General features: G+C 66.8%; 17 protein-coding genes, 1 tRNA gene and 1 pseudogene. 13 read left to right on the forward strand and 6 right to left on the reverse strand.

Going from position 1 to position 20,583, the window contains the following annotated elements; all coding sequences use genetic code 11:
- The first annotated feature begins 155 nt into the window (after positions 1-155).
- Positions 156-1,145, forward strand: coding sequence for a DMT family transporter (locus ACP150_RS13095; RefSeq protein WP_424967101.1), 990 nt, complete (start codon positions 156-158; stop codon positions 1,143-1,145).
- Here ACP150_RS13095 and ACP150_RS13100 read toward each other — a convergent pair.
- The gene (locus tag ACP150_RS13100) at positions 1,142-2,026 is read right to left on the reverse strand and encodes a lysophospholipid acyltransferase family protein (protein WP_424967102.1); all 885 of its coding nucleotides are present in this window, start codon (positions 2,024-2,026) and stop codon (positions 1,142-1,144) included. The two genes, ACP150_RS13095 and ACP150_RS13100, sit on opposite strands and share 4 nt — an antisense overlap.
- A gap of 140 nt (positions 2,027-2,166) precedes the next feature.
- On the opposite strand from ACP150_RS13100, the gene ACP150_RS13105 reads away from it, so the two are divergent.
- Positions 2,167-2,243, forward strand: a tRNA-Pro gene (locus ACP150_RS13105).
- A gap of 22 nt (positions 2,244-2,265) precedes the next feature.
- Here the strand turns inward: ACP150_RS13105 and ACP150_RS13110 are convergent.
- A complete protein-coding gene (locus ACP150_RS13110) occupies positions 2,266-3,444 on the reverse strand; it encodes a thiolase family protein (RefSeq protein ID WP_424967103.1) in 1,179 nt (392 codons plus the stop codon).
- A gap of 103 nt (positions 3,445-3,547) precedes the next feature.
- Between ACP150_RS13110 and ACP150_RS13115 the strand changes: the two genes are divergently transcribed.
- The 3 genes from ACP150_RS13115 to ACP150_RS13125 all read left to right on the forward strand — a co-directional run bounded on the left by ACP150_RS13115 (position 3,548) and on the right by ACP150_RS13125 (position 6,055).
- A complete protein-coding gene (locus ACP150_RS13115) occupies positions 3,548-3,880 on the forward strand; it encodes an STAS domain-containing protein (RefSeq protein ID WP_424967104.1) in 333 nt (110 codons plus the stop codon).
- 82 nt (positions 3,881-3,962) lie between these two features.
- Positions 3,963-4,400 (forward strand): ATP-binding protein, encoded by a 438-nt coding sequence (locus ACP150_RS13120; RefSeq protein ID WP_424967105.1) that lies wholly within the window; start codon positions 3,963-3,965, stop codon positions 4,398-4,400.
- A 71-nt stretch (positions 4,401-4,471) separates the two neighbouring features.
- On the forward strand, positions 4,472-6,055 hold the full coding sequence (locus ACP150_RS13125) for a gamma-glutamyltransferase family protein (RefSeq protein ID WP_424967106.1): 1,584 nt from the start codon (positions 4,472-4,474) through the stop codon (positions 6,053-6,055).
- Between the two features lie 28 nt (positions 6,056-6,083).
- On the opposite strand, the gene hspQ is transcribed toward ACP150_RS13125, so the two are convergent.
- Positions 6,084-6,410 carry a heat shock protein HspQ gene (hspQ, locus tag ACP150_RS13130; RefSeq protein ID WP_424967107.1) on the reverse strand — a complete coding sequence of 109 codons (327 nt, stop codon included), beginning with the start codon at positions 6,408-6,410 and terminating at the stop codon, positions 6,084-6,086.
- Between the two features lie 85 nt (positions 6,411-6,495).
- Between hspQ and ACP150_RS13135 the strand changes: the two genes are divergently transcribed.
- Together ACP150_RS13135 and ACP150_RS13140 are read left to right on the forward strand one after the other, a co-directional pair.
- Positions 6,496-7,377: an AEC family transporter gene (locus tag ACP150_RS13135; RefSeq protein ID WP_424967108.1), complete on the forward strand. Its 882-nt coding sequence runs from the start codon at positions 6,496-6,498 to the stop codon at positions 7,375-7,377.
- A 77-nt stretch (positions 7,378-7,454) separates the two neighbouring features.
- Positions 7,455-8,036 carry a lytic transglycosylase gene (locus ACP150_RS13140; protein ID WP_424967109.1) on the forward strand — a complete coding sequence of 194 codons (582 nt, stop codon included), beginning with the start codon at positions 7,455-7,457 and terminating at the stop codon, positions 8,034-8,036.
- A gap of 145 nt (positions 8,037-8,181) precedes the next feature.
- Here ACP150_RS13140 and ACP150_RS13145 read toward each other — a convergent pair.
- Positions 8,182-8,790: pseudogene (locus ACP150_RS13145) on the reverse strand (enoyl-CoA hydratase/isomerase family protein); the annotation flags it as partial.
- On the reverse strand, positions 8,787-9,545 hold the full coding sequence (locus ACP150_RS13150) for an SDR family oxidoreductase (protein WP_424967110.1): 759 nt from the start codon (positions 9,543-9,545) through the stop codon (positions 8,787-8,789). The gene ACP150_RS13150 and the pseudogene ACP150_RS13145, both read right to left, overlap by 4 nt.
- A gap of 117 nt (positions 9,546-9,662) precedes the next feature.
- On the opposite strand from ACP150_RS13150, the gene ACP150_RS13155 reads away from it, so the two are divergent.
- From ACP150_RS13155 to ACP150_RS13165, 3 genes are all read left to right on the forward strand, one after another.
- Positions 9,663-11,150: a DUF2125 domain-containing protein gene (locus ACP150_RS13155; protein WP_424967111.1), complete on the forward strand. Its 1,488-nt coding sequence runs from the start codon at positions 9,663-9,665 to the stop codon at positions 11,148-11,150.
- Between the two features lie 76 nt (positions 11,151-11,226).
- Positions 11,227-12,573: a TldD/PmbA family protein gene (locus ACP150_RS13160; protein ID WP_424967112.1), complete on the forward strand. Its 1,347-nt coding sequence runs from the start codon at positions 11,227-11,229 to the stop codon at positions 12,571-12,573.
- A complete protein-coding gene (locus tag ACP150_RS13165; RefSeq protein ID WP_424967113.1) occupies positions 12,560-13,336 on the forward strand; it encodes an inositol monophosphatase family protein in 777 nt (258 codons plus the stop codon). The genes ACP150_RS13160 and ACP150_RS13165 overlap by 14 nt, the downstream gene beginning before the upstream one ends.
- 10 nt (positions 13,337-13,346) lie before the next feature.
- Here the strand turns inward: ACP150_RS13165 and ACP150_RS13170 are convergent, their stop codons facing one another.
- Complete coding sequence (locus tag ACP150_RS13170; protein ID WP_424967114.1) at positions 13,347-14,612, reverse strand: FAD-dependent monooxygenase; 1,266 nt, start codon at positions 14,610-14,612, stop codon at positions 13,347-13,349.
- 54 nt (positions 14,613-14,666) lie between these two features.
- Here ACP150_RS13170 and ACP150_RS13175 point away from each other — a divergent pair, with 54 nt between their 5' ends.
- The 3 genes from ACP150_RS13175 (at position 14,667) to ACP150_RS13185 (ending at position 20,343) form a co-directional block, all read left to right on the forward strand.
- Entirely contained in the window at positions 14,667-15,998 is a 1,332-nt protein-coding gene (locus ACP150_RS13175) for an amidase (protein WP_424967115.1), read from the forward strand.
- A gap of 132 nt (positions 15,999-16,130) precedes the next feature.
- Entirely contained in the window at positions 16,131-17,312 is a 1,182-nt protein-coding gene (locus ACP150_RS13180; protein WP_424967116.1) for an aminotransferase class I/II-fold pyridoxal phosphate-dependent enzyme, read from the forward strand.
- A gap of 13 nt (positions 17,313-17,325) precedes the next feature.
- Complete coding sequence (locus ACP150_RS13185) at positions 17,326-20,343, forward strand: DNA translocase FtsK (protein ID WP_424967117.1); 3,018 nt, start codon at positions 17,326-17,328, stop codon at positions 20,341-20,343.
- Positions 20,344-20,583: the final 240 nt, after the last annotated feature.

The following is a 20,583-nucleotide window of genomic DNA, read 5'->3' on the forward strand; positions in this document are numbered from 1 at the left end:
GCGCCACCGTCCCGCCAAGCCCCGCATGGGGCGCATAGCCGGGCTGCAGCCACGGGAACTGCGGCCATTTGGACCTTGGCGACTCACCGGGTTCAGACGCAAAGCGAAGGTGGTTGATGGCGCTAACGCGCCTCTCACATCCTTCGAGTCGTCCCATGACACTATCCCCAAATCTCCGAGGCGCCCTGCTCGGCCTGTGCGCCTTTGCCTTCTTCGCCGTCCATGACGTGGTCGTCAAAAGCCTCGGCAGCAGTTACGCGCCCTTCCAGATCATGTTCTTCGGCGTGCTGTTCAGCTTTCCGCTGACCACGGTCATGATGATGCGCGACACCAATGTCGGCACGCTGAAACCACGCCATCCCTGGTGGATCGCCACCCGGACTGTCGCCGCCGTGATCACGGGGATCACGGCCTTTTACGCCTTCAGCGTCCTGCCTCTGGCGCAGACCTATGCGATCCTCTTTGCCTCACCGCTTCTGATTACGGTGCTGTCGATCCCGATCCTCGGCGAGACCGTGCGCCTGCGCCGCTGGCTGGCGGTCATTGCGGGCCTGATCGGCGTGGTGATCGTCCTGCGCCCCGGTGGCACGGAGATCACCCTCGGCCATATGGCGGCGCTCACAGCGGCGGTAGGGGGGGCCACGGCCTCGGTCATCGTGCGCAAGATCGGGCGCGAGGAGCGCTCGGTTGTCCTGCTGCTCTACCCGATGGTGGCAAATTTCGTGCTGATGGCAGCCTTCATGCCCTTCACCTATCGGCCCATGCCGCTGGGCGACATGGCGGCGGTCGGGGTCATGGCGCTTTTGGGCTTTGTCGCGAATCTCTGCCTGATCAGCGCTTACCGCGCGGGCGAGGCGGCAATCATCGCGCCCATGCAGTATTCCCAGATCCTCTGGGCTTCGGCCTTTGGCTATGTCCTGTTCGGGGAAAGCATCGATGCGGCCACGGCCATCGGGGCCGGGATCATCATCGCGTCGGGGATTTATATCGTGGCGCGGGAAAGCCGGCAGAGCGTCTCGGACAACAAGCCCGTGCTGCGGACCCGCACCCCGCCCGAAACCGCGACCCTGCCGCGGGTCAGCCCGCTGCTGCCGGAGAGCGCGAAACCCGAGATTGGCGCGCCAGAGGACAGCGCGCGCGGCTAGCCGCGCTTCTCAAGGCCCTTCCATCGACGGTGGGGCCAGAGCCACTGATCCGGATCGGCCTCGATCCGGGCCGTGGCCCGGTTGTTGAACTCGGTCATCATCTCCTCGGGAGAGGCGACAGGGATCGGCGCCTCGAAAACAACATCGATCGCCTCCTCCTCATCGCGCCGGATCCCGAAACAGGGCACAAGCGGCGCCTTGTAGCGGATCGCGAGTTCGGCCGGGGTCAGCGCGGTTTTGGCGTCCGCCCCGAGAAAGGGCAGCACCTCGCCTCCGGAATGGTACTGGTCCGCCATGATCGCAAAGGCACCGCCCCCCTTGAGATGGCGCAGCAGCATCCGGAACCCGTCATTGCCCTTGGGCACCAACGGCGTGCCCGAGGCCGCCGCTCCCGCCGCAAGATAGGGCTCATAATAAGGGTTGTTGTTCGGACGATAGAGCGCCCCTACCTCGACCCCGAGCGCATCGCGCAGATGGATCCGCGCCGCATCCCACTGTCCGAAATGCGCACTGACCAGCAGGATCGGCTTGCCCTCCGCATGGGCCGCCTCGATCGCCTCGAGCCCCGGACCGGAGACGCGTAAGGCCAGATGACGGGACTGGTGCTCTTCGCCAAAGAGGATCTCGGTCAGGGTCCGGCCAAGCTGTCGCCCGATCTCGGAACACAAGGTGAGCGCCTCGGTCTCGGACAGGTCGGGCCGGATCCGCGCGAGGTTCGACATGACCCGCGCCCGGGCCGGCGGGAACCGACGCAGCGCGATGCTCGCCAGTGCGCCGCCCAGCGCCACCCTGCGCCGGAACGGCACCAGCCGGGCGAGCTTGAGGAACAGGTAGATCGGCGCAAAGCTGATCAGGTAGGACAGGCGGCTGGCAAAGGTCATCTTGCGACCGTGTGTAACGAGGTCCTCGGCCCTGGGCCAGCCTCTCGCGCCGGTCTCGCGCGACAGACGTTTTTTCGCGCGACGCGGCGGATGGCCGCTTGCATCCATGGGATGAAAGGGGTACGTCCCCGCCATTCGGTCGGGCTGTAGCGCAGCCTGGTAGCGCACCTGCTTCGGGAGCAGGGGGTCGGAGGTTCGAATCCTCTCAGCCCGACCAAATAACCTCAAGCCAGATCAGCCTAGCCGCGTTCGATCGCGATGGCCGTGCCTTCGCCGCCGCCGATGCAGATCGCGGCAACACCGCGCTTGAGGTCGTGCTGCTCCATCGCGTTGAGGAGCGTGACGAGGATCCGCGCGCCGGACGCCCCGATCGGGTGTCCGAGGGCACAGGCGCCGCCGCGGATGTTCATCTTGTCCCGCGGCACGCCCATCTCATGCATGAAGGCCATGGGGACCACGGCGAAGGCCTCGTTCACCTCCCACAGATCCACGTCGCCTACCTGCCAGCCCAGCCGGTCGAGCAGTTTGCGCGCCGCGGGCACCGGGGCCGTGGGAAAGAGCGCGGGCTGCTGGGCGTGGCTTGCATGCCCGAGGATCCGCGCGCGCGTCTTGAGGCCCTGCGCCGCGACGACATCGCCGCGCGCCAGAACCAGCGCCGCCGCGCCGTCCGAGATCGACGAGGAATTTGCCGCCGTGACCGTCCCGCCCTTGCGGAAGGCTGGTTTGAGCTGGGGGATCTTGTCCGGGCGTGCCGAACCGGGCTGCTCATCGGCCTCGATCACGGTCTCGCCCTTGCGCGTGGTCACGGTGACTGGAACGATCTCGGACGCAAAGGATCCCGCCGCCTCCGCCTTCAGCGCATTCTCGAGCGAGCTCAAGGCGTAGTTGTCCTGTGCCTCGCGGGTGAACTGAAAGGCCTCGGCGCAATCCTCGGCAAAGGTGCCCATGAGGCGCCCCTTGTCATAGGCGTCCTCGAGACCGTCGAGGAACATGTGATCCAGCACAGCGCCATGGCCGATCCGCGCACCGCCACGCATCTTTTCCAGCAGGTAGGGCGCGTTGGTCATGCTCTCCATGCCGCCGGCAACGACCACATCCGCCGCACCGAGCGCGAGCTGATCCGTGGCCAGCATGGCCGCCTTCATGCCAGAGCCGCACATCTTGTTCAGCGTTGTGGCCGGGACCGCGTCGCCGAGACCCGCCTGATAACCCGCCTGCCGCGCCGGGGCCTGCCCCTGACCCGCCGGCAGTACGCAGCCCATCAGAAGCTCGCTGACATGCTCCGCGCCGCATCCCGCATCCCGCAGCGCGCCGGCAATGGCCGCGCCACCCAACTCCGCCGCCGAGACCGGTGCGAACGCGCCCTGGAAGCCGCCCATGGCCGTCCGGGCCGCGCCGCAAATAAAGACATCTTGCATTAAAAAACCTCCCAGGAGCTCGGAAACCCGCCCATTTGCTTACACTCTGGTAACCCATCGGCCCTACGCTCGACCGAAGCAAGACCAGAATGAGGGCCCCCTTATGCAAATTACAACACATGCGCATGACGATGTTGTCGTCGCGGAAGTGCATGAAGAGCGCATCGACGCCTCCTCTGCGGTACAGTTCAAGGACGTGATGCAGGAGATCGGTCGCGGCGATGGCAGCCGCGTCATTCTCGACCTGACGCAGGTCCAGTTCCTTGACAGTTCCGGCCTCGGCGCCGTGGTCGCCGTAATGAAAGCCTTCGCGCCGAACAAGACGCTCGAACTCGCAGGCCTCAGCCCGGTGGTTGAAAAGGTGTTCCGCCTGACCCGCATGGACAAGGTGTTCAAGATATACAACAGCCCCGAACAGGCGTTGGAAGCGGCGTAATCGATCGATGGCGTCTCGAAGTGTTTCCAATGCGCTTCGCTCCGGCGAAGACGTTTCGTCTACATCAATCATGAGGCAACGCGTGATCAAGTGTGACGCGGAATACACGATCCCGAGCAGGTATGATGCGGTGCGGGAGGCCCTCGCATCCCTTCTGACCAAACTCCGGGAGGCAGGCGTCGGAGCCGAAGACACCGGCACGATCGAACTGGTCCTCGCCGAGGCGCTGAACAATGTGGTCGAGCATGCCTATAAGGAAAACCCGGATTGCAGCTTCGTTCTGACAAGTTCGCTCGTCGAGACCGGGTTGTCCGTGCGCATGACCGACAGTGGCGTGGCCATGCCGGGGCTGGCTTTGCCCAGTGGCGACCTGCCCGAGATTGACACCGGGCTGCAGGACCTGCCCGAGGGTGGCTTCGGTTGGGCCTTGATCCATACGCTGACCGAGGATCTGACCTATCAGCGGATCAACGATCAGAATGTCACGAGCTTCGTGATCCCCATGACCTGGGAAGACTGACAGGGCCTGACGGCCCTTGCCGTCAGCCCGCGCCGCATTACAGTGCCCCTCCTGAGCGAGGAGGCCGACCAATGCGAGACTTTCACCAGCCGGGCCGTTCGGCTGTTTTTACCCAATCCGGGATGTGCGCGACCTCCCACCCGCTGGCCGCGAAAGTGGCCCTGGACATGCTCCAGCAAGGCGGCAATGCCATGGATGCGGCCATTGCCGGGGCGATCCTCCTTGGGATTTGCGAACCCCAGATGACCGGGATCGGCGGCGATTGCTTCGCTCTGGTCAAACCGGCTGGGACGGAAGACATCTTCGGGATCAACGGATCCGGCCGCGCCCCCGCAGCACTGAATGCTGAGACGTTGCGCGCCGAGGGTCACAGCGCCATGCCCCGGGCCGAGGCGGCGTCCATCTCCATCCCCGGGGCCATCGATGCCTTCTGCACGATGAATGCGCGCTGGGGGCAGCTCGATCTCGCAACCCTCCTCGCCCCGACCATCCATTACGCCGAAGCCGGCATCCCCGTCGCCCCCCGCGTGGCGTTTGACTGGCTGCGCGATGGGCCGCGTCTACAGGGTGCGGCCAGGACCCACTACCTCCACAACGACGCCGCCCCGGCGGTAGGCACTCTCTTCAGGGCGCCCGGGCAGGCCGAGGTTCTGCGCCATGTCGCCCGCGAAGGGCGCGACGGGTTCTATGCCGGGCCAGTGGCCGAGGACATGGTCAACAGCCTGCGCGCTGCGGGCGGCGTGCATACGCTCGAGGATTTCTCGGCCACCGCCTGCTCGGAGCTCACCCCGATCCGCGGAACCTACAAGGGCACCGAACTGGTCGAGCTGCCGCCCAACAGTCACGGCGCGACGGCAATCCTGATGGCGAATATGCTGTCCTGTTTCGACCTGCAGGCACTCGATCCCTTCGGGACCGCGCGGGCCCATATCGAGGCCGAGGTCGCCAAGCTCGCCTATGACACGCGCAACCGGATCATCGCCGACGCAGATCACACCACGCGGCTCGCGCATATGACATCTATGGACACGGCCACGGCCCTCGCCGGGCTGATCGACCCCAAGCGCGCGATGGCCGATCCAGCGCCGCTGTCCGACCATGTCCATCGCGAGACGATCTACATCACCGTGGTGGACGCCAACCGCATGGCCGTCTCGCTGATCTATTCGATCTTCGATGGCTTCGGGTCGGGCATCGCCTCGGACCGTTACGGCATCCTTTTTCAGAACCGGGCGGCGGGCTTCACCCTCGAGGCCGGGCATCCGAACGAGGCTGGCGGCGGCAAACGCCCGATGCACACGATCATCCCCGGAATGCTGCGCCAGAACGACAAGCTCGTCATGCCCTTCGGCGTCATGGGTGGCCCCTACCAGCCCAACGGCCATGCGCGCGTGCTCACCAACATGGTCGATTACGGCCTCGACCCGCAGGCAGCCCTCGACGCGCCGCGCAGCTTCTATGACCCGCGCTACGGGCTGCAGGTTGAGCGCGGCTATGCCGACAACGTCCATGCGGAGCTGGCCGAGATGGGCCACACGGTCGTCATCCCCGACGCACCGATCGGCGGGGCCCAGGCGATCTGGATCGATCCGGAAACCGGGATCCTGCAAGGCGCGTCAGACCCGCGCAAGGATGGCTGCGCATTGGGCTACTGAGCCCGGCGCGCGGCCGACCGCGGCGCGGTCAGTTCATCTGGAAATGGAGGGGATATTGACGCCCGTCGAAATCCCCGAAGAGATCCGGCACATCCGGGTGGTCCACCGGGCCGCTGGCCCCGTCGACGACAAGGTTCTGCTCGGACACATAGGCCACGTAATAGCTCTGCTCGTTTTCGGCGAGCAAATGATAGAACGGCTGGTCCTTGCGCGGACGGCTTTCCTCCGGGATCGCGTCATACCATTCCTCGGTATTCGCGAATTCCGGATCGATATCGAAGACAACCCCGCGAAACGGGTGTTTGCGGTGGCGGACGACCTGTCCCAGATTGTATTTGGCGTGCGCTTTCAACATAACTCTGCACCTTGTCTTCGGCGACAAAATAAGGCGCAGGGGGGCAGATGTCCATTGAACAAACAGTCGCTGGGATGAGCACATCGTGACTTTGGTCCTTACAGTCCTCAATGTTGTCGCTCCGGTGTTTTTGTTGGCGAGTCTGGGCTTTGCCTGGGTCAAACTGGGCTGGGAGTATCCGCTGGCCTTCGTCACGCGCCTGTCCATGACGCTGGCGGTGCCCTGCCTGATCTTCACGGCCCTGATGCAGACCGAGATCGACCCGACCGCGCTCAGCACCCTGTCGCTGGCCACGCTCGCGGTCTATGTCGCCATCGCCGGTCTGCTCGCCCTCATCCTGTGGGGGCTGGGCCTGCGCATGCGCGATTACCTCTCGCCGCTCACCTTCGGCAACACGGGCAATCTCGGGCTTCCGCTGGCACTCTTCGCCTTCGGCGAAATCGGGCTCAGCTACGGCGTCGTGGTCTTCGCGGCCATGGCCGTCCTGTCCTTCACCTTCGGCACCTGGGTCGTGGCGGGCGGAGGCTCGCCACTGACCGTGATCCGCGAGCCGATGGTGGCGGCCACGCTTCTCGGCGCACTGTTTCTCTGGCAGGGATGGGAGACGCCGCTCTTTCTGACCAATGCGCTGGAGCTGATCGGCCAGATGGCGATCCCGATCATGCTGATCACGCTCGGTGTCGCGGTGGCAGGGCTGCGCCCGGGCAAGATCGGACGCGCCGCCCTGCTCTCGCTGCTCAAGCTCGCAGTCTGTGTCGGGCTGGCCTGGGGCATCGGCCAGGCCTTTGCCCTCGATCCCATCGCCTTTGGCGTTCTGGTGCTGCAGGTCTGCACCCCAGTGGCGGTCACCAGCTACCTCATGGCGCAGAAATACGGCGCCGATGCCGAGGCGGTCGCGGGCCTCGTGGTGGTCTCGACCCTCCTATCTGTTGTCGCTTTGCCGCTCATCCTCTCCTTTGTGATCTAAGAGCGCGCTTTAATCATTTTCCACGCCACGATTTTTCGCTACCCTGCCCGCAAAACAAAAAACACTGAGAGAGCAGGATGAGCAGTAAACTTCGCCTCTCGATTGTGGTCCTGGCCCTCGCAGCTTGCGGGTCCGGCTCCAATCCGCCGTCACGGCTGGATGATGCCTGTGCGATTGTCGCGCAGCGTCCTGCCTATTTGCGCGCCATGAAGAAGACAGAGCGCAAATGGGACGTCCCCGTGCCCGTGCAGATGGCCACGATCTATCAAGAGAGCAAATTCGACAGCGATGCCCGGACCCCGCACCGCTATGCCCTGGGGATCATTCCCATGGGGCGGGTGAGTTCGGCCTATGGCTATTCCCAGGCGCTGGACGGCACCTGGGATGACTACCGCAAGGAAGAAGGCGGTCGCTGGGCCAAGCGGGACAATATCCGCGACGCGACGGATTTCATGGGCTGGTACATGGACAAGACCGAGAAGCGGAACGGCATCCCCAAGACCGATGCGCGCCGCCAGTATCTTGCCTATCACGAAGGCCATACGGGATACGCACGGGGCAGCTACAATTCCAAGGACTGGCTTGTCCGAGTGGCCCGCAGCGTCGAAGCCCGCGCCGCCATGTATGACGCGCAGCTCCGATCCTGCCGCAAGCGCTAGGCCAAGCCTAGCGCGCCGGTCCCTTCGCCGCCGAGAGGCCTGACGCCGCCAGAACCGCCCGCGCCTGTTGCGGGTGCGGGTTGAGTTGCGTTGCGGGGGTCGGGCTCGGACCCGGCATGTCGCGCCGGGGGCCTTCCCCATGGCAGAGCGCCTTGATCTGCGCCAGCAGGGCCGGCGTGGCCGTCATCGCATCCGCCGTATGGGCCTGCACCGTCTCCATCAGGGCGTCGGGCTCGGCAATCGCGTCGAACAGCCCCCAGGACAGCGCCGTCTCGGCCGGCACCTTGGCCCCGCCCAGCAGGATCATCTTGGCCCGGCTCAATCCGCATAGCGCCGCAAGGCGCCGCGGATCCGACGGCTGCGGCAGGAACCCGTTTTTCAGCACCGGGTAGAACACCTTGGCATGGGGCACGGCGATCCGCAGGTCGCAGGCCAGCATCATGCCCAGCGCCCCGCCCGCGCAGGTCCCGTTCAGCGCCGCGATGGTCAGGCCCGGATAGCGCGCGATGCGGGTCGAGACGCGCTCCCACACGGCATCGGTGGTCAGGCTGCCATTGCGCGCGGCGTCCAGATCGGCACCGGCGCTGAACACCTTGCCCGCCCCGGTCAGGATCAGCACCGTCGCCCCGGCGGCTTCGGCTTCACTCAGGGCGCGCTCGAGCATCTCGAGCATCTCCGCCGTCAGCGCATTGGCCTTGTCCGGGCGGTCCAGCATGATGGTGCACTGGGCCCCATCCATCGTCGTGGTAATCATGGGGCAATCAATCCTATCTTCTGTCGTAGCTCTTCGTCGCGCAGGGAGAGTTCCTGTCCGAGATATGCATCCGCCTCCGCGCTGCACATCCACAGCAGGGCCCGGGCGGGCCATTCGGCGGGGATATGAACCGACCAGTCGAGCTGGCTCACCGGGTTGATCCCCGACGCCTTGATCACCGTCTGCATGTCCGTGGCCACGGTGCCCGGGCTCAGCCCCATGATCCGAACGCCGCTCGCGGCAGCTTCGTGATGGGCACAGCGGGTAAGCATCGCCGCCCCGGCCTTGGAGGCGCAATAGGCGCTCCAGCCTTCCAGAGGATGGCTGGCCGCGCCGGAGCTGATGGTGATGATCGTGCCCGCGCCCTGTGCCTTCATCGCCGGCAGCGCGGCGCGCATGCCGTAAAAGACACCCTTGAGATTGATATCGATCAGCTTGCCCCAATCCGCAGGGTCCGCCGCATCCAGCGGCGCGATCGGGGTGATCACCCCGGCATTGTTGATCAGCACATCAAGCGTGCCGAACCGGGCCCGCATCGCGGCCACCGCCGCAGGCAGGGCGTCGGGGTCGGAAACATCCCCGGGCAGGGCAAGGGCGTTTTCCCCGATCTCATCGGCGATCCGGGCGCAGGCCTCGGCATTGCGCGCCAAGAGCCCGACATGCGCCCCGGCCGCCGCGAAAACGCGCGCGGCAGATTCGCCGATGCCCGTACTGGCGCCGGTGATCAGAACAGATTTTCCTGAAATTGTTTGCATGGGTCGCGGCAAACCTTTCGTATATTGTGCCACTCCCGTCCCTTCCGCACTTGACCGTATACGGAGAGGCGGAAACAAAGAAAGTAATTTTTTGTGTATCTTACATGGGGGCCCATCATGGTCATCGCAGACACGCCGTCCCAAGTCTCCGCCACCCTCGCCCGCACCGCCGCTCTCGCCATAGCCCTCACGCCCGCAGCCGGTTGGAGCCTGACCGCCGAAGAGGTCTGGTCGAAGTTTCAGGAAACCGTTGCAGAGACAGGCCAGACACTCAGCGCGGCGTCCGAAACCCCGGGCCCCGGCAGCTTGACCCTTGATGGGCTGACCCTGTCCGGCTCCGTGGACGGGGTCGGGTCGAACACGATGTTGATCGAGGTCATGACCCTGACCGAGCAGGCGGACGGATCGGTCAGGATCGACCTTCCGGACAGCATCCTTGTCGAGTTTCAGGATCAGGCAAGCTTCGGGGTGGAGCGGCTCGTGTTCGACGTCTTTTCGACCGATCTCGATATGGTCGCGACGGAGTCCGGCTCGGAGTTCAGCCTCCGCTACACTGCGACCAGCGGCGGCTTGCGGATCCTTGAGCCCACGGACGTCCCCGAGATCCCCGAGATTGAAGTCCTGGCAAAGGGGCTGGCATTTCGCACGACCCTCGGCGACAGCCGGACAGACAGCACCGGCACCGCAGACAGCTTCGCCGTGAGCATGAATGCCACCGATGCTGACACGGGTCAGGAGCTGGAGGTCGTCTACGAGATTTCGGATATCGTCACAGCCTCCTCCGGGCCTCTGACCCATATTGCGCAGGCCATCGAAGGCTTGCCGGACTTCGATCTGGCCATCGATTACGGCGCCTTCTCGCTGGGCGTGGCCAGCAGCGCAACCGTCTCAACAGGCACCTTGGCGCTGACCGGAGGCGTCGGCAGCGGTCGGATGTCGGCCAATGACGGACTGGCCCGGTTTGCCAGCGCGACCTCCGATATCGGCTTCGACATGCGCGGAGAGGGACTGCCCGGCCCCATCAACTGGGCTGCGGAGAACCTGAGCCTCGACGCCACCTTGCCCGCCAACCAGCCCTCGGGCGAGTACCCTTTCGCCCTCGACCTCGATCTCCAGAATTTCACGCTAGGTGAGGCGACCTGGGGACTTTTTGACCCGAATGGCGTGCTGCCCCGCGATCCAGCGCGGCTCGCGGTCGATCTCGACGGAACAGCCGAACTGCGCGAGCAGATCCTGCCCGGTGGTCAGCAAAGCTTCCAGGCGATGGAACCGCGCAGCATGACCATCAATCAATTCGTTCTGGATTTCGCCGGCGCGCAGCTCGACGCCACGGGCGCGCTGGAGTTTCTCGGTATGCAACCGCAGTTTGGCGGCATGCCCGCGCTCCCGAACCTGATCGGGGAGGTCTCGATCACCCTCGCCGGCATGGACGGGTTGTTGCAGGGACTGGCCGATATCGGCCTCTTTGACAATCAGGCCCTGATCGGGGCGCGCATGATGCTCGGTGTGGTCGCCCGTCCGGGGGCGGAGCCCGATACGTTGGAGTCCGAGCTGGAATTCACCGCCGATGGCGGCGTGATCGCCAATGGAATGCGCCTGCGCTGAGATCATTGCCGGGTCCGCGCTTGCACCCATGGCAGGCGCGGCCTAGGTCTGTGGCACCCCAGCGCGAGCGAGATCCATGCCCCAAGACCTGTCCCATCTGACCGAAGCCCTGTTGCTTGCTGCCAAATCGGCCGGTGCGGAGGATGCGGATGCCGTCGCGGTCGAGGGCACCGCCCTGTCGATCGATGTCCGCGCGGGCAAGCTCGAACAGGCGGAACGCTCCGAAGGTGTCGATCTCGGCCTGCGCGTCCTGATCGGCCAGAAACAGGCCATCGTCTCGGCCTCGGATGTCAAACCCGACACCCTGCGCCAGATGGCCGAACGCGCGGTCGCCATGGCCGCCGAGGCTCCGGATGACCCGCATATCGGGCTCGCCCATCCCGATCAGCTCGCGCGGGGTTGGGATGTCGCCGCGCTGGAGCTGCAGGACCCGACCGACGAACCCGCGCCCGACCAGCTCGAGGAGGACGCCCGCCGCGCCGAGGCCGCCGCACGGGATGTCACGGGCATCAGTCAGGTTCAGTCCGCCAGCGCAGGCTATGGCCGGCGCCAGATGCATCTGGCCACCAGCGCCGGGTTTTCTGGCGGGTTCGCACGCACCGATCGGGGCCTGTCGGTCGTGGCGATCACCGGCACCGGCACGGAGATGGAGCGGGACTACGCGGGCGAGAGCCGGATTTTCCAGGTCGATCTGCCCCCGCCCGAAGAGGTTGGCGCGCTGGCCGCCGAGCGCACCCTCGCCCGGGCCGGGGCGCGCAAGCCGCCGACCGGGGCCTTCCCGGTGCTCTATGACGAACGGATTTCCAGCGGGCTGATCGGCCATCTCGTGGCCGCGATCAGCGGCAGTGCGATCGCCCGCGGATCGAGCTGGCTGCTCGATGCGCTGGGAGAGGAGGTCCTGCCCCCCGCGCTCAGCCTAGTGGAGGATCCCCACCGGGCGCGTGTGTCCGGCTCGCGCCCCTTTGATGGCGAGGGCCTGCCCACGCGCCGCCGGGTTATCGTCGAAAACGGCGTGCTGCAGGGCTGGACCCTCGACCTGGCCACCGGGCGCAAGCTGGGCATGCCGAGCACCGGCAGTGCCGCGCGCGGCACCTCCGGCCCGCCCTCGCCCGCCATGACCAACCTGACGCTGACCCCGGGCACGCAGTCGGCCGCCGAGCTCGCCCGCGAGATGGGCACCGGTCTCTGGGTGACGTCGATGATCGGCGCGTCGATCAATCCGACCACCGGGGATTACTCGCGCGGGGCCAGCGGCTATTGGGTCGAGAATGGCGAGATCGCCTATGCGGTCAACGAATGCACCATCGCCGGAAACCTGCGCGACATGCTGCGGACACTGGTGCCGGGCAATGACGCGCGCGGCCATCTCAGCCGGGTGGTGCCCAGCCTCCTCGTCGAAGGGTTGACGGTTGCCGGTGCGTGACCTCGACCTTCTGATCGATGCCGCAAGGGCCGCTGGCGAGATCGCCGAGCGGTTCTGGGGCCAATCCCCCGAGACCTGGGAAAAGCCCGATGGCGCAGGCCCGGTGACCGAGGCCGATCTGGCCGTAGACCGCATGCTCCATGCCGAGCTGCTGGCGGCGCGCCCGGATTATGGCTGGCTGTCCGAGGAGACCGCCGATACGCCGGACCGGCTGGACCGCGCGCGGGTGTTCATCGTCGATCCCATCGATGGCACGCGATCCTACATGGCCGGGCAACGGACCTTTGCCCATGCCCTCTCGGTGGTCGAAAACGGGCGCGTGACTGCCGGGGTGGTCTACCTGCCTTTGCGCGACAAACTCTATGCCGCCGCCGCCGGACAGGGCGCGACGCTGAACGGCGCGCCGCTGGCAATCTCGCCCCGGCGCGAGATCGCGGGGGCGGCGATGCTGGCGGCGAAACCGACCTTCGATCCGCGCCACTGGGGCGGGCAGGCACCGGGGCTGGAACGGCATTTCCGCAGCTCGCTGGCCTATCGGCTGGCGTTGATCGGCGAGGGGCGGTTCGATGCGATGATGACCCTGCGCAAGAGCTGGGAATGGGATATCGCCGCAGGCAGCCTGATCGCCGAAGAGGCCGGAGGGCAGAGCTCGGACCGCACCGGCGCGCCCTTGCGGTTCAACAGCATCGATGCGCAGACAGATGGGGTTGTGACCGCGAACCCGGTGCTCCATGCGGCGCTGATGGACCGTCTGACAGTCTAGGCGCATGGCCTCAGAGGGCGCGCCCCTGCAGGAGCTTGGGGACATCGCCCGTCAGCCCCGCCGCCTCGCGGATGAAGCGCTGGCGCGCGCCGGGCAGGGCATTGACCAGCCCCATCCCCAGATCCCGCCCGAGGCGCAGCAGGGGATTGTCGTTCGAAAAGAGCCGGTTGACCGCATCCGTCGCCACGGCCAGCGTCGCCGTGTCGAGCCGCCGCCAGCGGGCATACCGCTCCAGCACGTCGCGGGCGGCGAAATCCTCGCCCCTGCGCTGCGCGTCAATCAGGGTCTCGGCCAGCGCGCCCACATCCCGGAAGCCAAGGTTCAGCCCCTGCCCTGCGATGGGATGCACCCCATGGGCGGCATCCCCCACCAGCGCCAGCCGTTCCGCCACCAGCGCATTGGCCAGAGTCAGGCCCAGCGGATAGGTAAAGCGATCCCCGGCCAATGCGATCTCGCCCAGAAAATCCCCGAAGCGCGGGCGCAGGGCATCGAGGAACGCGGCGTCGTCCAACGCTGCGATCTGGCGCGCCTGGGCCGTGCGTTCGGACCAGACGATCGAGCTGCGATTGCCCGGCAAAGGCAGGATCGCGAGCGGCCCGGCGGGCATGAAGAACTGGTGCGCGCAGCCCTCATGGGGCAGCGCGTGCTCGATGGCGCAAACCAGCGCGGTCTGGTCATAGCCCCAGCCCGTCCGCGAGATCCCGGCGCGCCGCGCCGTCCCGCTCGACCGTCCGTCGCACCCCACCAGAAGCCGTCCGGTCAGGGTCTCGCCGGTCTCGAGCGTCACCGACGCGCCGGTGGCCGAGCTGTCCTGCGCAATGACCCGTGTCGCGGACAGGTGGGTGATCTCCGGCGCGGCCTCCATCGCCTCCAGCAGGACGCGGCGCAGGAAGCGGTCCTCGACCATGAACCCCATGGGTCCTTCTTCGATCTCGCCATGGTCAAAATGCATCCACCAAGGGGCAGCCCCCTCGCCCGCGCGCCCGTCCGACACCTTGATCTGCAGCATGGGCTGCGCGCGATCCGCCAGCGCGCCCCAGAGGCCCAGCGCCCGGAGCATGCGTTGCGAGGCCAGCGCCAGCGCATAGCTGCGCCCGTCAAAGCCCGGATCCGCCCGGCGGTCCACGGGCAGCGCGTCGATCACCGTGGATCGCAGACCGGCCTGGGCCAGCGCCAGGGCCAGGGTCGGGCCGTTCAGCCCGCCGCCAACAATGAGGATATCGCTCTCGCTCTGTGCCATGCCCATGGATATGCGCCCGACCCGGCGATTGTCCATTGCGCGCGCAGCGGATAGCTTCGCGGCGAAACGTCTCTGTCGGAGGGTGAGGGTGTGCACAAGGATTGGTTGACGCAGAGCGCAGCGGAGCAAGGGCGCGCGATTGGCGAGGGCACGCTGGACCCGGTCGCCCTGACCGAGGCCTATCTCGATGCGATTGCCGCCGCGCCCGAAAGCGCGCGGATCTACGCCCGCACCACGCCCGAGCGCGCCCTGTCCGAGGCCGTGGCGGCCCATGACCGCGCCAAGTCCCAGACCCGGCTCGGGTTGCTCGACGGGGTGCCGATCTCGTGGAAGGACCTGTTCGACACGGCCGGGGCCGGGACCGAGGCGGGCTCGGCCCTGCTGGCCGGGCGCGTGCCCACCCGCGATGCCGACGTGCTGCGCAATGCTACCGCCGCCGGGCTGGTCTGTCTCGGCAAGACCCATATGTCCGAGCTGGCCTTTTCCGGGCTCGGGCTGAACCCGATCACCGCGACCCCGCCTTGCGTGAACGACCCCGATGCGGTGCCCGGCGGGTCCTCGTCGGGGGCGGCGGCCTCGGTGGCCTTCGGGCTCGCGGCGGCGGGCATGGGCTCGGATACGGGCGGATCCGTGCGCATCCCCTCGGCCTGGAATGACCTCGTGGGACTCAAGACGACCTCGGGGCTCTTGTCGCTCGGGGGTGTCGTGCCGCTGGCGGCCTCTTTCGACACGGTGGGCCCGCTCTGCCGCACGGTGGAGGATGCGGCCCTCTTTCTCGGCGCCCTCGGCGGGACACGGGCCCCGGATCTGCGCGGCGCCCGGATCAAGGGCGCGCGCCTGGCCATCCTGCGCGACGTGGCCTTCGACGGGATCCGGCCCGAGCCGCAGGCGGCCTTCGACGCGGCGGTTGCGAAACTGGCCGATGCCGGGGCCGAGATCACCGAGATCTCAGCCGATGAGGTGCCGACGGCGATGGCCCTGTCCGGCGTGCTCTTTGCGACCGAGGGCTATGGCTACTGGTCCGAGACCATCGAAGCCGCGCCGGAGAAGATGTTTCCCCCGATCCTCGAGCGGTTCCGCGGCGGCAAGGAAATTGATGCCCCGACCTATGTGGCGGGCTGGAACCAGCTGCGCGCGCTGCGCACCGTTTGGGCGGCGCGAACGCGCCAATTCGACGGGGTACTTGTGCCCACGGCCCCGATCCTGCCCCCCGATGCCGGGCGGCTGATGACCGATGACGCCTATTACGTGCAGGAGAACCTGATGGCCCTGCGCAACACGCGGATCGGCAATCTGATGGGGGTTTGCGCGCTGAGCCTGCCAACGGGCGTGCCCTCTTGCGGGATCTCGATCATGGGCCAGCCCTTTGCCGAGGCGGCCTTGTTGCGGCTCGGTCAGGCTGCAGAGGCCGCCCTGGCCTGAGACCCCGCCGCGCCGCGTCCGGGCAAAGCCGCAACAGGCCGCAACCAAGCCGCCTTTTTCGTGGACCGCGCCGGGCGCGCAGGCTAATCTGCTCGGAATAAGGGGCAAAAGACCCCGAACACTGAGGCAGTTATGGATTTTCCCGAGCGGTTTTCGACGCTTCCGGAATATGCGTTCCCGCGTTTGCGGGCGCTTTTGGATTCCCACGCGCCGGGCGGCGCGCCCCTCGCCATGTCGATTGGCGAGCCGCAGCACGCGTTCCCGGCCTTCGTGTCCGAGGCGCTGGCCGAGGCGATGCCGCTCTTCAACAAATACCCACCCAATGACGGATCGCCGGACCTTCTGGCGGCGATTGGTGACTGGATCGCGGGGCGCTACGGTGTCACGGTGGACCCCGCCACGCAAATCCTCGCCCTGAACGGCACGCGCGAGGGGCTCTTTGCGGCCTGCCTTGCGCTCTGCCCGGATCGCAAGGCCGGCGCCACGCCCCGGGTCGCCATGCCCAACCCGTTCTATCAGGTCTATGCCGTGGGCGCGAAGGCCGCCGGGGCCGAGCCGCTTTTCGTGAATGCCACCCGCGACACCGGGTTCCTGCCGGATTTCACGACCCTGTCGGAGGCCGAGCTCGACCAGACCGCCATCGCCTATGTCTGTTCCCCTTCGAACCCGCAGGGGGCCGTGGCGGATGCCGCGTATTGGCGCGCGCTGCTGACGCTGGCGGAGAAGCACGATTTCTATGTCTTCGCCGATGAGTGCTATTCCGAGGTCTATCGCGACACGCCGCCCCCCGGCGCGCTGCAGATCGCGACCGAGATGGGTGTGGACCCGGACCGGGTGGTAATCTTTCACTCCCTGTCCAAGCGGTCGAACCTGCCGGGCCTGCGCTCGGGCTTTGCCGCCGGGGGTCCCCGGGCCATGGCCGAGCTGAAGAAGCTGCGCGCCTATGCCGGTGCGCCCCTGCCCGGCCCGCTGCAGGCGGTCGCCGCCAAGGTCTGGCGCGACGAGGCCCATGTGGTCGAGAACCGCGCGCTCTATGCCGCCAAGTTCGACCGGGCCGATGCGGTGTTCGCCGACCTGCCCGCCTATGTGAGCCCCTCTGCCGGGTTCTTTCTGTGGCTGCCCGTCCCCGATGGCGAGGCAGCGGCCCTGAAGCTCTGGACCGAGACCGGATTGCGGGTGTTGCCCGGAGCCTATCTCAGCCGCGACACCGATCGCGGCAATCCCGGCAAGGGTTTTATCCGGGTCGCGCTGGTCGCGCCCGCCGAGGATGTGGATCGGGGCCTGATCCACATTCGCGATTGTCTGTATTCCTGAGGAGAGCGCGTCGATGGCTTACCAACCCCTCCGTCAACGAGACCCATTGCTCGACACCAACACCCAGGCCGCGCTGGAACGACGCGGGCGCGAGCTTCTGGGCGTGGCCTTTGTGGCCATGGCCCTCGCGCTGGCCCTGTCGCTCGCGAGCTATGTCCCGGACGATCCCGGCTGGATGAGCACGAGCCAGGCCCCCGCCGAGAACTGGATGGGCCGCCCCGGCGCGACCATCGCCGCACCGCTCAACATCATCATCGGACAGGGTTCCTGGGCCTTGGTGGTCATCCTCGCGCTCTGGGGCGGGCGGTTCATGCTCCATCGCGGGGCGGACCGCTTCGTCGGGCGGATGATCTTCGCGCCCATCGCCGTGGCCGCCGTGGCGGTCTATGCCGCGACACTGGTGCCGGGGCCGGACTGGACCCATTCCTTTGGCTTGGGCGGGCTCTTTGGCGATACGGTGCTGGGCGCGGTGCTGGGCGTGTCGCCCATCGCCCCCGGTCTGGCGCTGAAGCTGACCTCGCTGACCCTTGCGGTGCTATCGCTCGGGCTGGTCGCCTATGTCGCCGGGTTTGTCCGTGACGAGCTGCGCCGCATGGCCGTGTTCTTCCTGATCGGGCTGGTGACGGTCTATGAGGCCGTGCTGCGCCTGCTGGGCCGGGCGGGCTCCGGCGCAGTGGCGGCAGGATCGGCCGGTTGGCAGGCCCACAAGACCCGCGCGGCGGATCGTGCCGCGGATCGCGACGCGCAGAAGGCCGCCGCGATTGCCGCCGTGCGCAACGATCCGGTGATCTCGGGCCACACGCCCGCCCGCGTGCTGCGCGCCGAGCCTGCGCTGAGCCGCGAAGACGAGATGCTGGTTGAGGAGGACGCGTTCGAAGAGGCCGCGGAATATGCCCCCGAGATGCCCGAACCGCTGGCCAAGCCGAGCCTTCTGGCCCGGGTGAAGGCCCGCGCGCTGGCCCTGCCCACGCCGGAACTGGTCGACCCGGAACCGCTGGACGCGGATGTCCCGCCGAGCGAGCCGGACCGTGTCTCAGCCGCGATCACCGATGCTATCACCCGTCGGCGCAATCGCGTCTCCGGACGCAGTCTGATGCTGCCCAAGGCCCCGCCCGTCACACCCGAGGCGAGCCCGGCCGCTATCCTGCCTGCCGAGCCGCCCCTGACCAGCCGGAGCGCCGCGCCGGTCGAAACCGCGGACGCGCATTGGGACATGCCCGAGGATCTCGACACTTCGCCCATGGCCGACGACATGGACCCCGCCCCGCACGAGATCGACGAGGACTGGCCCGACGCGCTCTCCGACGCGCCCGAGCCGGAGGATGATCTGGCCACCTCCGATATCGTGCAGCCCCGCGCGGCCCCGGTTCTCGACCGGACCGCGCCGATCTTTCAGCGCCCGCGCACGCCGGAGCCGAAATCCGTGGTTCAGCACCCGCCGCGCAAGGCGCCGCAACCCTCGCGTGCCGCCCAGGCCGAGGCTCAGCCCGCCCTGCAATTCGAACCCAAGGAAGTGGCGGAGTATGAAAGCCCGCCCCTGTCGCTGCTGACCAGCCCGCGGAGCATCGAGCGGCTGCACCTGAGTGACGAGGCGCTCGAAGAGAACGCCCGGATGCTCGAGTCGGTGCTCGATGATTACGGGGTGAAGGGCGAGATCGTCAGCGTCCGCCCCGGCCCCGTGGTCACCATGTACGAGTTGGAGCCTGCGCCGGGCCTCAAGGCCAGCCGGGTGATCGGGCTGTCGGACGACATCGCGCGGTCGATGTCGGCGCTGTCGGCGCGGGTGTCGACCGTGCCGGGGCGCTCGGTGATCGGGATCGAACTGCCCAATGCCCAGCGCGAAAAGGTCGTCCTGCGCGAGATCCTCAGCGCCCGCGATTTCGGCGACAGCAACCTGCGCCTGCCACTCGCGCTTGGCAAGGATATCGGCGGTGAGCCGGTGGTGGCGAACCTCGCCAAGATGCCCCACCTTCTGATCGCGGGGACGACGGGCTCGGGCAAATCCGTGGCCATCAACACGATGATCCTGAGCCTGCTCTACAAGCTCAGCCCCGAGGAATGCCGGTTGATCATGATCGACCCCAAGATGCTGGAACTCAGCGTCTATGACGGCATTCCGCATCTGCTCAGCCCGGTTGTGACCGACCCCAAGAAGGCGGTGGTCGCCCTGAAATGGGTCGTGGCCGAGATGGAAGAGCGCTATCGCAAGATGTCCAAGATGGGTGTGCGCAATATCGAAGGCTATAACGGCCGGGTGAAGGATGCGCTCGACAAGGGCGAGATGTTCACCCGCACGGTCCAGACCGGGTTTGACGACGAAACCGGCGAACCGGTCTTCGAGACCGAAGAGAACATGCCCGAGGCCCTGCCCTATATCGTCGTGATCGTCGATGAGATGGCCGACCTGATGATGGTCGCCGGCAAGGAGATCGAGGCCTGCATCCAGCGTCTGGCGCAGATGGCGCGCGCCTCGGGGATCCACCTGATCATGGCCACGCAGCGCCCCTCGGTCGATGTGATCACCGGCACGATCAAGGCCAACTTCCCGACCCGGATCTCGTTCCAGGTCACCTCGAAGATCGACAGCCGCACGATCCTTGGCGAGATGGGCGCCGAACAGCTGCTGGGCATGGGCGACATGCTCTACATGGCGGGCGGGTCGAAGATCACCCGTGTGCATGGGCCCTTCGTGTCGGACGAAGAGGTGGAAGAGGTTGTCACCCATCTGAAATCCTTCGGGCCGCCGGAATACATGAGCGGCGTGGTCGAGGGCGTGGATGACGAGAAGGCCGATGACATCGATCTGGTGCTGGGTCTCGGCGGGAACACCGATGGCGAAGACGCGCTCTATGATCAGGCGGTGGCGATCGTGATCAAGGATCGCAAATGCTCGACCTCTTACATCCAACGCAAACTCGCGATCGGCTACAACAAGGCCGCGCGCCTTGTGGAGCAGATGGAGGATGAAGGCCTCGTCTCCCCCGCGAACCATGTGGGCAAGCGCGAAATTCTGGTGCCGGAACAGGGCTGATCTGACCCTTGTCCCGGCGCGCATAAGGGCCGGGACCGATGCTGTGTCCCTATGCCTGTTCCGCCGATCTTTTCGTTCAGGGGCTGCCGGATGAGCATGGGGACAGCGCCTAAGGCTCCGGCGGGTTCCAGCTAGCGCTGAAGGCGGAAACCGCGCCCACGATTGTCGAGCTCAACGACAATGACCCCGTGTCCGACGAGGTGGATTCGTCACAAACGATCGCCAGCTGACCATCGGCGG

Origin of the sequence: Dinoroseobacter sp. S375, from assembly GCF_049800775.1 — a bacterium.
In the GTDB taxonomy this organism is placed as follows: domain Bacteria; phylum Pseudomonadota; class Alphaproteobacteria; order Rhodobacterales; family Rhodobacteraceae; genus Dinoroseobacter.